This is a genomic window from Pseudomonas sp. K2I15, from assembly GCF_002204795.1.
Classification (GTDB): Bacteria; Pseudomonadota; Gammaproteobacteria; order Pseudomonadales; family Pseudomonadaceae; genus Aquipseudomonas.
In genome coordinates, this window is sequence record NZ_NIXO01000094.1 from 1 (window position 1) to 12,619 (window position 12,619).

General features: G+C 61.0%; 10 protein-coding genes. 6 read left to right on the top strand and 4 right to left on the bottom strand.

Annotated features, from left to right (window positions below):
* Nucleotides 1-214: 214 nt before the first annotated feature.
* Both CEC48_RS29255 and pap read right to left on the bottom strand, forming a co-directional pair.
* Nucleotides 215-1,399, bottom strand: coding sequence for a thiolase family protein (locus CEC48_RS29255; protein WP_088426998.1), 1,185 nt, complete (start codon nt 1,397-1,399; stop codon nt 215-217).
* 102 nt (nt 1,400-1,501) lie between these two features.
* Nucleotides 1,502-3,019, bottom strand: a complete 1,518-nt coding sequence (pap, locus tag CEC48_RS29260; protein ID WP_088426999.1) for a polyphosphate:AMP phosphotransferase — start codon at nt 3,017-3,019, stop codon at nt 1,502-1,504.
* Between the two features lie 154 nt (nt 3,020-3,173).
* Here pap and mnmC point away from each other — a divergent pair, with 154 nt between their 5' ends.
* The 5 genes from mnmC (at nt 3,174) to CEC48_RS29285 (ending at nt 10,479) form a co-directional block, all read left to right on the top strand.
* Entirely contained in the window at nt 3,174-5,162 is a 1,989-nt protein-coding gene (mnmC, locus tag CEC48_RS29265) for a bifunctional tRNA (5-methylaminomethyl-2-thiouridine)(34)-methyltransferase MnmD/FAD-dependent 5-carboxymethylaminomethyl-2-thiouridine(34) oxidoreductase MnmC (RefSeq protein ID WP_088427000.1), read from the top strand.
* A 152-nt stretch (nt 5,163-5,314) separates the two neighbouring features.
* Nucleotides 5,315-7,087 carry an N-acetylglutaminylglutamine amidotransferase gene (locus CEC48_RS29270; RefSeq protein WP_088427001.1) on the top strand — a complete coding sequence of 591 codons (1,773 nt, stop codon included), beginning with the start codon at nt 5,315-5,317 and terminating at the stop codon, nt 7,085-7,087.
* 3 nt (nt 7,088-7,090) lie between these two features.
* The gene (ngg, locus tag CEC48_RS29275; RefSeq protein WP_088427002.1) at nt 7,091-8,836 is read left to right on the top strand and encodes an N-acetylglutaminylglutamine synthetase; all 1,746 of its coding nucleotides are present in this window, start codon (nt 7,091-7,093) and stop codon (nt 8,834-8,836) included.
* A 171-nt stretch (nt 8,837-9,007) separates the two neighbouring features.
* Entirely contained in the window at nt 9,008-10,192 is a 1,185-nt protein-coding gene (locus CEC48_RS29280; RefSeq protein WP_088427003.1) for an osmoprotectant NAGGN system M42 family peptidase, read from the top strand.
* A 59-nt stretch (nt 10,193-10,251) separates the two neighbouring features.
* Entirely contained in the window at nt 10,252-10,479 is a 228-nt protein-coding gene (locus CEC48_RS29285) for a YheU family protein (protein ID WP_007965656.1), read from the top strand.
* Between the two features lie 3 nt (nt 10,480-10,482).
* Here CEC48_RS29285 and csrA read toward each other — a convergent pair whose 3' ends face one another.
* Both csrA and CEC48_RS29295 read right to left on the bottom strand, forming a co-directional pair.
* Nucleotides 10,483-10,683 carry a carbon storage regulator CsrA gene (gene csrA, locus CEC48_RS29290; RefSeq protein ID WP_088427004.1) on the bottom strand — a complete coding sequence of 67 codons (201 nt, stop codon included), beginning with the start codon at nt 10,681-10,683 and terminating at the stop codon, nt 10,483-10,485.
* A gap of 352 nt (nt 10,684-11,035) precedes the next feature.
* Nucleotides 11,036-11,857: an SDR family oxidoreductase gene (locus CEC48_RS29295; protein ID WP_088427005.1), complete on the bottom strand. Its 822-nt coding sequence runs from the start codon at nt 11,855-11,857 to the stop codon at nt 11,036-11,038.
* A 329-nt stretch (nt 11,858-12,186) separates the two neighbouring features.
* Between CEC48_RS29295 and CEC48_RS29300 the strand changes: the two genes are divergently transcribed.
* Nucleotides 12,187-12,339: a DUF3309 family protein gene (locus CEC48_RS29300; RefSeq protein ID WP_003216767.1), complete on the top strand. Its 153-nt coding sequence runs from the start codon at nt 12,187-12,189 to the stop codon at nt 12,337-12,339.
* Nucleotides 12,340-12,619 lie beyond the last annotated feature (280 nt).

A 12,619-nucleotide genomic window follows, 5' to 3' on the forward strand; every position in this document is an offset into this window, starting at 1 on the left:
CGGGCTGTTTGACGTTTATTTTTGCCATCATTTTTTGCGAACGATCGACGTGAAACAGCCTGATTACGGTTCATAATGTGTCAACCATGTCCCCGCACATGTGTCCACCATGTGTCCGGTCCGTACACGCTTTTCAAAAGTGACTCGCTGTAAGAGCGAAACCATAAGTAGCCGTTACCGCAACAACGGATATGTACTCCACCCCCAACCAAACCTACCGCACCGCTTCAAACAACCCCGTAGCCCCCATCCCCCCGCCAACGCACATAGTAACGATGCCATAACGCAAATTCCGCCGCTGCAACTCCCGCACCAGATGCCCCACCTGCCGCGACCCCGTCATCCCAAACGGATGCCCAATCGAAATAGACCCCCCATTAACGTTGTACTTGGCATTATCAATCTCAAGCCGATTACGCGCATAAAGGCACTGCGAAGCAAACGCCTCATTCAACTCCCACAAATCAATATCCGCCACCGCCAGCCCACGCGCCTTGAGCAACTTGGGCACCGAAAAAACCGGCCCAATGCCCATCTCATCCGGCTCACACCCAGCCACCGTAAACCCGCGAAAAAACGCCTTCGGCTTAAGCCCCAACTCCAACGCTTTTTCCAGGCTCATCACCAACGTCATCGAAGCCCCATCAGACAACTGCGACGAATTCCCCGCCGTCACCGACCCATCCTCGGCAAACACCGGCTTCAACCCCGCAAGGCTGGCCAAGGTCGTATCCGCACGATTGCAATCATCACGATCCACAACCCCGTCCAACACTTGCACCGCCCCGGTGTTCTTGTCCTCAACCTTGTACTTCACCGCCATCGGCACGATTTCATCATCGAACAACCCGTCAGCCTGCGCCTGAGCCGTACGCTGCTGGCTTTGCAGCGCATACAGGTCCTGCTCTTCACGACTGACGTGATACCGCCGCGCAACAATCTCCGCCGTCTGCCCCATAGGAAAGTAAATGCCCGGCACCTGCTCCTTGAGCAACGGGTTAATCAGGTTGTCAGTGTTCACACTCTTCATGGTCAGGCTGATCGACTCAACCCCGCCGGCAACAATGATGTCGCTGCAACCGGAAGCAATCTGGTTGGCCGCAATCGCGATCGCCTGCAAGCCCGAGGAACAGAAACGATTGAGGGTCATGCCCGCCGTACCCGTACCGAGGCGCGACAACACCGCCACGTTGCGGCCAATGTTGTAGCCCTGCGCACCTTCGTTGGAGCCGGCGCCCACGATGCAGTCCTCGACGCTGGCCGGGTCGATGCCGTTGCGGGTCAGCAGCGCGTTGACGCAATGGGCAGCCATGTCATCGGGGCGGGTCTGGTTGAACTTGCCGCGAAAGGACTTGGCCAGGCCGGTTCGCACGCTGTCGACGATCACTACTTCACGCATGGGCTACCTCAATGGTTGTGGTTGTTGAGAGATGGATCGAGCATAGATCCCGCCCTCTTCAACCGCGACAATCATTCATCCCGCGTATGCAAAAGCATGGCGCTACTTCTTCTTGCCCTTTTTGTCATGCTTGTCGGTCTTGTCGAACGCTTCTTCAAGTGCCAGGTTGATGGTGCGCAACACCTTTACCCGCGCCCACCGCTTGTCATTCGCCTCAACCAACGTCCACGGTGCAATCTCAGTGCTGGTGCGGTCGACCATGTCACCCACAGCCGCCCGGTAGTCGTCCCACTTGTCGCGGTTACGCCAGTCGTCTTCGGTGATCTTGAAGCGTTTGAACGGGATTTCCTCGCGGGCCTGGAACCGCTCCAACTGCGTCTGCTTGTCGATCGCCAGCCAGAACTTGACCACGATCACCCCGGCGTCGCGCAGTTGCTCTTCAAAGTCGTTGATCTCGCCGTAGGCGCGCATCCAGTCCGTGGGCGTGCAGAAGCCTTCGATGCGCTCCACCAGCACCCTGCCGTACCAGGAGCGGTCGAACACGGTGAACATGCCGCGCGACGGAATTTTTTGCCAGAAACGCCACAGGTAAGGCTGGGCGCGCTCGTCTTCGCTGGGCGCCGCAATCGGTACGATGTGGTACTGCCGGGGGTCGAGGGCTGCCGCCACGCGGCGGATGGCGCCCCCTTTGCCCGCAGCGTCGTTGCCTTCAAACACCGTCACCAACGCGTGCTTGCGCATGCGCTTGTCGCGCATCAGCCCGGAGAACCGCGCCTGTTCGGTGATCAGTTGTTCTTCGTAATCGTCCTTTTCAAGGCTCAGGGTCATGTCCAGGCTGTTCAGCAGGCTCATCTGGTCAACCGCCGACGGCAGCGGGGCCGGGTTCATGCCGCTGGTTTTACCCTTGGGCACTTTCAAGGCGTTTTGCAGGCCTTCGAGCAGGATCTTGCCCACGGTCAGCCCACGGTAGTGCGCATCCACCCCTTCGATCACATACCACGGCGCATAGTCACGGCTGGTGCGGCGTAGTATGCGCTCGCCGAAATGCACAAATTTGTCATAGGTCTTTGACTGCTGCCAGTCCAGCGGGCTGATGCGCCAGCTGTGCAGCGGATCGTCCTGCAAGGCCTTGAGCCGGGATTTCATCTGTTTTTTGGAGAGGTGAAACCAGAACTTGAAGATCAGCGCGCCTTCATCGCAGAGCATCTTCTCCAGGCGCTCGGCACCGGCGATGGCCTGGTCCAGCCGCGCATCCTTGATCTCGCCATGCACGCGACCCTGCAGCATCTGGCTGTACCAGTTGCCAAAAAAGATGCCCATTCGGCCTTTTGCCGGAAGCTGGCGCCAGTAGCGCCAGGCCGGCGGGCGGGCCAACTCTTCGTCGGTCTGCTGGTCGAAGGTGCGCACCTCGATCAGGCGCGGGTCCATCCATTCATTCAGCAGCTTGACGGTTTCGCCCTTGCCGGCGCCTTCAATGCCGTTGATCAGGATGATCACCGGGAAGCGCTTTTGCTGCTGCAGTTCGTACTGCACTTCCAGCAAGGCTTCGCGCAAGGCCGGTACTTCGGCGTCGTAGGTTTCTTTGTCGATGGCGTGACCGATTTCGGCAGATTCGAACATGGGCGGCTCCGTTCCAGAAGTGATCAAGACTAGCGGATTGGGCAACAACACGCGGCAGGAAATTCCACAGCGGCTTGCCATGGATCAATGACAACCCTGTTGATCGGCTAGAATGGCCGCCTTGCCTTTGCCTGCTTTATTTTATGAGCCGCCCATGAATCCCGTATCCCACGCCCAGCTCGACTGGGATGACCAAGGTCGCCCGCATTCGCGGGTCTTCGATGATGTGTACTTCTCCGACAAGTCGGGCCTTGAAGAGACCCGCTACGTGTTCCTCGAACAGAACCGTTTACAGGAGCGTTTTGCTGCGCTGCCAGTGGGCGGGCGGCTGGTGATCGGTGAGACCGGCTTCGGCACCGGGCTGAATTTTCTGTGCGCCTGGCAGCTGTTCGAAGAACACGCCGTGGCGGGCGCGCGCCTGCATTTTGTGAGTGTGGAAAAATACCCGCTGAGCCACGCCGACCTGCAACGCGCCCTCGCCCTCTGGTCCGAACTTGCACCGTTTGCCGAACAATTGCTGGCGCAGTACATCGCGATCCATCAAGGCTTCCAGCGGCTGATCCTGGACAACGGCCGCGTCACCCTGACGTTGCTGATCGGCGACGCCCTGGAGCAATTGCCGCAACTGGATGCGCAGATTGACGCATGGTTCCTCGACGGTTTCGCCCCGGCGAAAAACCCCGACATGTGGACCGCCGAGCTGTTTGCCGAACTGGCGCGGCTGGCGGCACCGGGCTCGACCATCAGCACCTTTACCAGCACCGGCTGGGTGCGGCGGTTGATCAACGCCGCCGGGTTCAAGATGAAGCGCACGCCGGGCATTGGCCACAAGTGGGAAATCCTGCGGGGTGAGTTTCTTGGCTGGCCCGCCGAGGCGCCTGCACCGACCGCAGTCAAACCCTGGTTCGCCCGCCCGGCGCCACTGGCGGGTGAGCGCCGCGCACTCGTGATCGGCGGTGGCCTGGCCGGTTGCGCCACGGCCGCCAGCCTCGCAGCACGGGGCTGGCAGGTCAGCTTGCTGGAGCGCCACGCAGCGCTCGCACAGGAAGCCTCCGGCAACCCGCAAGGGGTGTTGTACCTCAAGCTTTCAGCCCATGGCACGGCACTCTCGCAATTGATTCTCAGCGGTTTCGGCCACACGCGGCGCCTGCTGGAACATCTGCAACGCGGTGTGGACTGGGATGGCTGCGGCGTGTTGCAACTGGCCTTCAATGCCAAGGAGGCCGAGCGTCAGGCGCAGTTGGCCAGCGCCTTCGCCCCAGACCTGCTGCACCTGCTGGATAAAGAACAGGCCCAGACACGAGCCGGGATAACGCTGGAACAAGGCGGCTTGTTCTTCCCCGAGGGCGGCTGGGTACACCCGCCCGCGCTGTGCCAGTGGCAAGCGAAGCATCCGTTGATTGAAGTGCTCCACCACCATGACGCGCTTGAGCTGAAGCAGGTCGACGGTCAGTGGCAAGCGTTGCATGGCGACACCGTACTAGCCTGCGCCAGCGTGGTAGTACTGGCTGGCGCAGCGGAGATAAAGCGTTTTTCCTTCAGCGCTGACTTGCCCCTCAAACGCATTCGCGGGCAAATCACCCGATTGCCGCAAACCGCACAAAGCCAGGTACTGGCCACCGTGGTTTGCGCCGAGGGTTACGTCGCCCCGCCACGCCTGGGAGAACACACACTCGGCGCCAGCTTTGACTTCAAGAACGACGACCTTACACCAACAGTTGCCGAGCACGTGGGCAATCTCGAGATGCTGCGAGAAATCTCCGTCGACCTGCTGCAACGCCTGGGCGCCGATAACCTGGCACCCGAACAGCTCGAAGGCCGCGCCGCGTTCCGCTGCACCAGCCCGGACTACTTGCCGATCGTCGGGCCGCTGGCTGCGCGCGAGGCGTTTGACCACACCTACGCCGCCCTCAGCAAAGACGCCCGTCACGCCCCTGATGCGCCGTGCCCGTGGCTCAATGGCGTGTATATCAACAGTGGCCATGGCTCACGCGGGCTGGTCACCGCGCCACTGTGCAGCGAACTGCTCGCCGCCTGGCTCGCCGATGAGCCGCTGCCGCTGCCGCGCAGTGTCAGCGAAGCCTGCCACCCAAATCGGTTCGCGCTGCGCGCCCTGATTCGCGGCAACGCAAGCAAATCCTGAGCGCCACGACGGGCCCCAGCCCGTCAAGGCTCATTGCCTTATAACGGATTGTTCTAAAACTCCCGCAATTTACCCGGGTCAGTCTCTGGGTACCCGCCGTATTAGCGGGCTGCATTTCTATCCTCCCCAACGGAAAAACCGGTAAGGAATTTATGTGCGGATTAGCTGGCGAGTTACGCTTTGATCACCAACCTGCCGACCTGGCAGCTGTGGAACGAATCACCCATCACCTCGCCCCCCGAGGCCCCGATGCATGGGGTTTTCACGCCCAAGGGCCGATTGCCCTGGGCCATCGACGCCTGAAAATCATGGACCTGTCGGACGGCTCCGCCCAACCGATGGTCGACGCCCAACTGGGGCTGTCCCTGGCATTCAACGGCGCGATCTACAACTTCCCGGAACTGCGCACAGAGCTTGAAGCGCTGGGCTATGCGTTCTATTCCGGCGGCGACACCGAAGTGCTGCTCAAGGGTTATCACGCCTGGGGCGAAGCCTTGCTGCCCAAGCTCAACGGCATGTTCGCCTTCGCCATCTGGGAGCGTGATGCCCAGCGCCTGTTTATCGCCCGTGACCGTCTCGGCGTGAAGCCGCTGTACCTGTCGCGCACCGGCCAGCGCCTGCGTTTTGCCTCGGCCCTGCCAGCGCTGCTCAAGGGCGGCGATATCAACCCGATCCTCGATCCGGTGGCGCTCAATCACTACCTGAACTTTCACGCGGTGGTGCCTGCACCGCGCACGTTGTTGGCGGGCATTGAAAAACTGCCGCCTGCATCGTGGATGCGCATAGATGCAGACGGTAACACCGAACAAAAAACCTGGTGGACCCTGCCTTACGGCCCTCACGCCGATGAAGCCAGCCTGACCCTCGAAGACTGGACCGACCGCGTGCTCGACAGCACCCGCGAAGCCGTGGCGATTCGGCAGCGGGCGGCGGTGGATGTGGGCGTGCTGCTCTCGGGCGGTGTCGATTCGAGCATGCTGGTAGGCCTGTTGCGGGAAGTTGGCGTGCAGGACCTGTCGACCTTTTCCATCGGCTTTGAAGACGCCGGTGGCGAGCGCGGCGACGAGTTCCAGTATTCGGATTTGATCGCCAAGCATTACGGCACCCGGCACCACCAACTGCGCATCGCCGAGAGCGAAATCATCGAGCAACTGCCAGCGGCCTTCCGCGCGATGAGCGAGCCGATGGTCAGCCATGACTGCATCGCCTTCTACCTGCTGTCCCGGGAAGTGGCCAAGCATTGCAAGGTGGTGCAGAGCGGCCAGGGCGCTGATGAGCTGTTCGCCGGTTACCACTGGTACCCGCAAGTGGACGGGGCGAGCGATCCGTATGCCGCCTACCGCGATGCGTTTTTCGACCGCAGCTACGACGACTACGCCGCCACCGTCGCCCCCAAATGGCTGACTGCGAATGATGCCGCCGGTGACTTCGTGCGCGAGCATTTTGCCCAGCCCGGCGCCGATGCCGCGGTGGACAAAGCCCTGCGCCTGGACAGCACCGTGATGCTGGTGGATGACCCGGTCAAGCGCGTCGACAACATGACCATGGCCTGGGGCCTGGAAGCGCGTACGCCGTTCCTCGACTACCGCCTGGTGGAGCTGTCGGCCCGTGTGCCGGGCAAATTCAAGCTGCCGGACGGCGGCAAGCAAGTGCTCAAGGAAGCTGCGCGCCGGGTGATTCCGAGCGAAGTCATCGACCGCAAGAAAGGCTATTTCCCGGTGCCCGGCCTCAAGCATTTGCAAGGCGATACCTTGAACTGGGTACGCGACCTGTTGCTGGACCCAAGCCAGGATCGCGGCCTGTTCAACCCGGCGATGCTCGACCGCCTGCTCACCGATCCCCAAGGCCAATTGACCCCGTTGCGCGGCTCCAAGCTGTGGCAACTGGCGGCGCTGAACCTGTGGCTCAGCGAACAAGGAATCTGATTCATGAAACCTCATGCCACGGCTTACAGCCAACGCTTGCTGCGGGGCCAGGCGCCCTCCTACGAGCGCCTGCAAGCCCGCTTCGCCGAAGACGGCAGCGAACTGGACCCCACGCCGATTGCCGTGCATTGCGGCTGGGGCCGGCTGTTGATCGGCCATACCTTCCCGGACCCGGCGAGCCTGGCCCGGGAGTTGCTCAACGAGCAGCCCGGCGAGCGCGATATCGCGCTGTATGTGGCGGCGCCGCAGCAGATCCTCGGGATTGATCCGCAGCAGTTGTTTCTCGACCCGTCCGATACCTTGCGCCTGTGGTTCACCGACTATCGCCCGGCCACCCGGGTGTTTCGCGGTTTCCGGATTCGCCGGGTGCAGAGCGAGGCGGATTGGCAGGCGGTGAACCAGCTGTATCAGGGGCGCGGCATGTTGCCGGTCGACCCGGCCTTGCTGACCCCACGGCACCAAGGCGGCCCGGTATATTGGCTGGCCGAGGACGAAGACAGCGGCGCGGTAATCGGCAGCGTGATGGGCCTGAACCATCAGAAAGCCTTCCACGACCCGGAAAACGGCTGCAGCCTCTGGTGCCTGGCGGTCGACCCGCAATGCACCCGCCCCGGCGTGGGTGAAGTGCTGGTGCGACACTTGATCGAACACTTCATGAGCCGTGGCCTGAGCTACCTCGACCTGTCGGTGTTGCATGACAACCGCCAGGCGAAAAGTCTCTACGCCAAGCTCGGTTTTCGCGCCCTGACCACCTTCGCCATCAAGCGCAAGAACGGCATCAACCAGCCGCTGTTCCTCGGCCCTGGCCCGCAAGCGGGGTTCAACCCTTATGCGCGGATCATCGTCGAGGAAGCCCATCGGCGCGGGATTGATGTGCAAGTGGATGACGCCGACGCCGGCCTGTTCACCTTGAGCCACGGTGGCCGCCGGGTGCGTTGCCGCGAATCCCTCAGCGACCTGACCAGCGCCATCAGCATGACCCTGTGCCAGGACAAGAGCCTGACCCACAAGGTGCTCAAGGCCGCTGGCCTGAAGCTGCCGGAGCAACAGTTGGCCGGCAGTGCCGATGACAACCTGGAGTTTCTCGACGAACACCAGCGCATTGTGGTCAAACCGCTGGATGGCGAGCAAGGCCAGGGCGTGGCGGTGGATTTGCAGACCATTGAAGACGTGCAAAAAGCCATTGAAGCGGCCCGTCAGTTCGACACGCGTGTGCTGCTGGAAAGCTTCCACGAAGGCCTCGACCTGCGCATTCTGGTGATCGGTTTTGAAGTGGTCGCCGCCGCCATTCGCCGCCCGGCGGAAGTCACCGGCGATGGCCAGCACTCCATCGGCGCCTTGATCGAGGCCCAGAGCCGCCGACGCCAGGCCGCCACCGATGGCGAAAGCAAAATCCCCCTGGACAACGAAACCCAACGCACCCTGCACGCCGCCGGCTACGACTACAGCAGCATCCTGCCCCGTGGCGAACGCCTGGCCGTGCGGCGTACCGCCAACCTGCACACCGGCGGTTGCCTGGAAGACGTCACCGCCATCCTCCACCCGACCCTGGTCGACGCCGCCGTGCGTGCCGCCCGCGCCCTGGATATTCCCATGGTGGGCCTGGACCTGATGGTGCCGGCCGCCGACCAACCGGACTACGTCTTTATCGAAGCCAACGAACGGGCCGGGCTGGCCAACCATGAACCGCAGCCGACGGCTGAAAAGTTCGTGGATTTGTTATTCCCGCATAGCCAACCGACGGCTTGAGAAAGGTGTTGCCTTGACTGGCGCCTTCGCGAGCAAGCCCGCTCCCACATTTGGAATGCCTTCCCCTGTGGGAGCGGGCTTGCTCGCGAAGGCGCCGGGACAGCCAACACAAATCTCTGAGGCGCCCCTTTCATCGAAACCATCGATGCCCTCAACTCATCAGGAGTTTCCATGACCCGAACCATCCCCGAACCGGATCTCGCTTACCTGCAAAAAGTGCTGCTGGAAATGCTCGCCATCCCCAGCCCCACCGGGTTTACCGACACCATCGTGCGCTATGTTGCCGAGCGCCTTGAAGAGCTGGGCATTCCCTTTGAGATGACCCGGCGCGGCACCATTCGCGCCACCCTCAAGGGCCAGAAAAACAGCCCCGACCGCGCCGTTTCCGCGCACCTGGACACCATCGGTGCCGCCGTACGGGCGATCAAGGAAAACGGCCGCCTGACTTTGGCACCGGTGGGCTGCTGGTCCAGCCGTTTTGCCGAAGGCAGCCGTGTCAGCCTGTTTACCGATAACGGAGTGATTCGCGGCAGCGTGTTGCCGTTGATGGCCTCCGGGCACGCGTTCAATACCGCCGTGGATGAAATGCCCATCAGCTGGGACCACATCGAACTGCGGCTGGACGCCTACTGCGCCACCCGCGCCGATTGCGATTCCCTGGGCATCAGCGTGGGCGATTTTGTCGCGTTCGACCCGCTGCCGGAGTTCACCGAGAGCGGGCATATCAGCGCCCGCCACCTGGACGATAAAGCCGGGGTTGCCGCGCTGCTGGCGGCGCTCAAGGCGATTGTCGACAGCGGCCAACCGCTGCTGATCGACTGCCACCCGTTGTTCACCATTACCGAAGAAACCGGCAGTGGCGCGGCGGCGGCATTGCCGTGGGATGTGAGTGAATTCGTCGGCATCGACATCGCGCCGGTGGCCCACGAGCAGCATTCCAGCGAACACGCGGTGAGTGTGGCGATGCAGGATTCCGGCGGGCCGTACGACTATCACCTGTCACGACACCTGCTGCGCCTGGCGGCGGAGAATGAGTTGCCGGTGCGTCGCGACCTGTTTCGCTATTACTTCAGCGACGCGCATTCGGCCGTGACCGCCGGCCACGACATTCGCACCGCCCTACTGGCGTTTGGTTGCGATGCCACCCACGGCTATGAGCGCACGCATATCGACAGCCTGGCGGCGTTGAGCCGCCTGCTGGGCGCCTACATCCTCAGCCCGCCGGTATTTGCCAGTGATGCTCAGCCGGCCAAAGGCTCACTTGACCGCTTCAGCCACCAGATCGAACACGACACGCAGATGGAGAGTGATACCCGCGTGCCATCGGTGGACAGCCTGGTGGGTCAAAAAACCTGAGACTGGCAACTGGGGTCCCGGCGCAGTAGCATCGCCGGGATTCCTTAGCTGAGGCCTGTATGCTGATTCCCTACGATGCACTTGAAGTCGACACCCTGACCCGCCTCATCGAAGACTTCGTGACCCGCGACGGCACCGACAATGGCGACGACACGCCCCTGGAGACCCGGGTGCTGCGGGTACGCCAAGCGTTGACCAAGGGCCAGGCGCTGATTGTTTTCGACCCCGAGAGCGAGCAGTGCCAGTTGATGCTCAAGCACGATGTGCCCAAGCATCTGTTCGAATGACCCTCAGGGATTGGCCACCGGCTGGGCCTCCTGTTGCCCCTGGCGGCTGAGGATCTTCTGATAGACCTCCGCCCGGTGCACATTGACCCCTACCGGCGCTTCGACACCGAGTTTCACCTGGGTGCCGCTCACTTCCAGAATCCGCAGAGTGATCTGGTCACCCACCGAGATTATTTCGCCTACCGCGCGGCTTAATACCAGCATGGGGTTCGTCCTTTTTAAGTTACCGAACCCCGACCATGCGCTCCCCGCCCATCACCATCAATAGCCTTCAGGTTAAACAGGCACGCCTTACACAGACTGGTAAGTTGCCTTACAGACAACCGACGATTAGTCGCGAATTACACATCAGAACTAAACGCGATGTTCACATAAACGGTTGATCTCTGTGGCGAGGGAGCTTGCTCCCGTTGGGGTGCGAAGCGCCCCAATAAGGTCAACGCACTCTTCCAGGAAGACTTTGGCGGCAGGTTTTGGGGCTGCTGCGCAGCCCAACGGGAGCAAGCTCCCTCGCCACATCAAGCGCCCTTCACCCCATTAGGTACTCACCTGAGATTCAGCCTTTTGCCACCTGCGATTGAGCCTTGGCCCGCATCTTGTCCGCCATCACGGTCATTTCGTCATAGAGCAACTGTGGGTTCTTCTGCTTCAGCGCCCAGGCCATGCGCCCCTGCTCGTGGGGCAGGATCATGAATTGCCCTTCAGCCACCTGCTGGTAGATGTAGTCGGCGATCTCTGCGGCAGTAATCGGCGAGCTTTCCAGCAGTTTGCCCACTTGGGCCTTCATCGCTGGCGTCGGCCCGCGGAAGGAATCCAGCAGGTTGGTCTGGAAGAACGACGGGCACACCACGTGCACCCCGACTTCCTGCTGCTTGAGTTCCACCAACAGGCTTTCCGAGAGCGCCACCACGCCGGCCTTGGCCACGTTGTAGTTGCTCATGGCCGGGCCCTGCATCAGGGCGGCCATGGAGGCGATGTTGATGATGCGGCCCTTGCTCTTTTCCAGCAGCGGCAGGAACGCCTTGCAGCCCTTGACCACCCCCATGAGGTTGATTGCGATCTGCCAGTCCCAGTCTTCCAGGGACAGTTCGCTGAAGAACCCGCCCGACGCCACACCGGCGTTGTTGACGATCACATCGATGCCGCCGAGCTTTTCCTCACAGGCCTGTGCGAAGGCGGTGAGCTGGCTGTAGTCGCGCACGTCGCAACGCTGGGTGAAACCGTCACCACCGGCCTGGCGTACGAGCTTGAGGGTTTCTTGCAGGCCCGCTTCGCTGACGTCCGACAAGGCCAACTGCCAACCCTCACGGGCCCAGCGCAGAGCGATTTCGCGACCCAGACCAGAACCGGCGCCGGTGATCATCATGCGATTTTGCATAGGAAAGTAGCCTTGTGGTTCACGGAAGAAGTGAGCCGCAGTGTAGCGAAGGTTTTTCCTACACCCACGCACCATCAGACTGCTGAATGCCCCGGGCAAACCGCGAGCCGGGTCGGAGGGCGTCAAAGGTTGCAAGTTCAATTTATTTGAACTAAGCGCAGCTATTTGCAACGGTGTTAAAGGAAATAAGCAACTTCGCAAAATGCTTTAAAAAAACACGGAATTTTCTGCCAAACGCACCGGTCGGAGTTATTAAGGCGTCCGTGTTAGCTGTCGGGCATATTCGTTAAATAACAGGTCTTTTCAGAAGACAATAAGGAAAACAAAACATGAGCCTCATTCTTATCATTATTCTGATCCTCCTGCTGGTCGGCGGTCTTCCAGTGTTCCCTCACTCACGCAACTGGGGTTACGGGCCATCGGGTATTCTCGGTACCGTGTTGGTAGTCCTGCTGATTCTGTTGTTGCTCGGCAAGATATAACGCTTACCGCGTTGTGTAGGAGCGAGCTTGCTCGCGAAGATGGTGAATGATGACGCGGGTTTTCTGGTTAAACGCGTCGACTTGGAGTTTTTCGCGAGCAAGCTCGCTCCTACAGTGGTTTAAAACGCGCAAAAAAAAGAGGCCTCAAAAGGCTAATGCCGATCAGTTAAGCCCTCTTGCTTGACCTTTGGCCGCAAGAAATCAAAATCCGATGCCTGTATTGGCATCGGATTTTTTTATGCGTCTCGCTCGGGCACTGGAACTGACTCACAACATCGCC